We start from the raw sequence: 1,346 nt of genomic DNA on the forward strand, positions 1-1,346 counted from the left end.
CGTCCACGACCGGCGCGGTGTGGAATCCGCCGACCCTCCGGGCCGACTCGATCTCGCGGGCGAAGCGGCGGCGGTAGCGGGGGTCCTCGGCGTGCGCGGGCTCGATGGCCTTGACCGCGACGCGCCGTCCGCCGGGCGAGACGCCGAGGAAGACGCGGCCCATGCCGCCCGATCCGAGGCGCGCCTCCAGCCGGTAGGGGCCGATCTGCCGGGGATCGCCCGGCCGCAGGGCTTCCACGGAGGATTTCTAGCAGACGGGGTTGTCTCTCAGGCCGCTATGTGACGGACCCCATCCGGTCCCGTGCGGAGCTAGGCGCGGGACAGCCGGTCGAGCATCTCCTCCAGCAGCAGCCGCTCGCCGGGCGAGAAGGCGGCGGACGAGTCGTCCAGCACGGCCCGCAGCGCGATCGCCCTCCGCGCGGGCTCGCGGTCGTCGTCGGGTGCGGCGGCGTCCGTCGTCACGGACGCGATCACCGCCTCGCGGGTGCGCTCGGACAGGGCGGTGTCGCGCCGGTCCGGGTCCTGGGCGAGCAGCGTCAGCGTGACGCCGAGCCCGGCCGCCAGCACCATCTGGGCGGCCTCGTCGACCCCGACGGACAGCCGTCCGGCCTCGGCGACCCGGGTGACCAGGCCGCGCAGGATGTCGCGGGACTCCCGGGCCGCCGGGAGGTCCGACCCGGGGCTGAGGAACTCGCCCATCAGCCGGTACTGCGCCGGGTTGTCCAGGCCGAAGCGGACGTGCACGTCCCAGCCGATCCGCAGGCCGTCGACGGGGTCGTCGGCGCGCGGCTGGGCGTTCTTCAGGACGAGGTAGCGCTGGAACGCGTCCGTCGCGACCGCCTCCAGGAGGCCGCTCATGTCGCCGAACAGCCGGTAGATCGCGGGCGGCTGGACCCCGGCGGCGGCGCTCACGGCGCGGGTGGTCACCGCGTCGCGGCCCCGTTCGGACAGCAGGGCGTCGGCGGCGGCGACGATGCGCTCCCTGGTCTGCGCGCGTTCGGACATGTATCGATGTTAACAAATCAGCGTTAGCGGTGTATGGTTTCAACGGAACCGAGAAACAGTTAACGGTGATACCGGCCCGTTGGGCGGCAGGTACATCCCTGAGGAGGACTCATGAGCAGCACGATGCGGGCCGTCCGGGCCGTGGCCGCCGGGAAGCCGTTCGAGGCCGCGACCCTGCCCGTCCCGGAGCCCGGGCCGGGACAGGTGCGGGTGAAGGTGCACGCCTGCGGGGTGTGCGGCGGCGACGCCGTCGCCCGGTTCGACGCGCTCGGCCTCGGCCTGCCCCGCACCCCCGGACACGAGGTCGCCGGGGTCGTGGACGCGGCCGGCGACGGCCCTCC

General features: G+C 74.1%; 2 protein-coding genes and 1 pseudogene. 1 reads left to right on the plus strand and 2 read right to left on the minus strand.

Annotated features, from left to right (window positions below; translation table 11 throughout):
• Both AB0J52_RS40825 and AB0J52_RS40830 read right to left on the minus strand, forming a co-directional pair.
• A pseudogene (locus AB0J52_RS40825) lies at positions 1-238 on the minus strand (WD40 repeat domain-containing serine/threonine protein kinase); the annotation flags it as partial.
• A gap of 71 nt (positions 239-309) precedes the next feature.
• Positions 310-1,005 (minus strand): TetR/AcrR family transcriptional regulator, encoded by a 696-nt coding sequence (locus tag AB0J52_RS40830; protein ID WP_500188606.1) that lies wholly within the window; start codon positions 1,003-1,005, stop codon positions 310-312.
• Positions 1,006-1,116: 111 nt separating this feature from the next.
• Between AB0J52_RS40830 and AB0J52_RS40835 the strand changes: the two genes are divergently transcribed.
• Positions 1,117-1,346 (plus strand): alcohol dehydrogenase catalytic domain-containing protein (locus AB0J52_RS40835; protein WP_500188608.1); only part of this gene is annotated, 230 nt, incomplete at its 3' end.

Source organism: Spirillospora sp. NPDC049652 (genome assembly GCF_040675125.1).
GTDB lineage: Bacteria > Actinomycetota > Actinomycetes > Streptosporangiales > Streptosporangiaceae > Spirillospora.

Coding starts and splice junctions, on each gene's coding strand:
- AB0J52_RS40830 (WP_500188606.1), bottom strand. CDS start 1,005: ATGTCCGAACGCGCGCAGACCAGGGAGCGCATCGTCGCCGCCGCCGAC.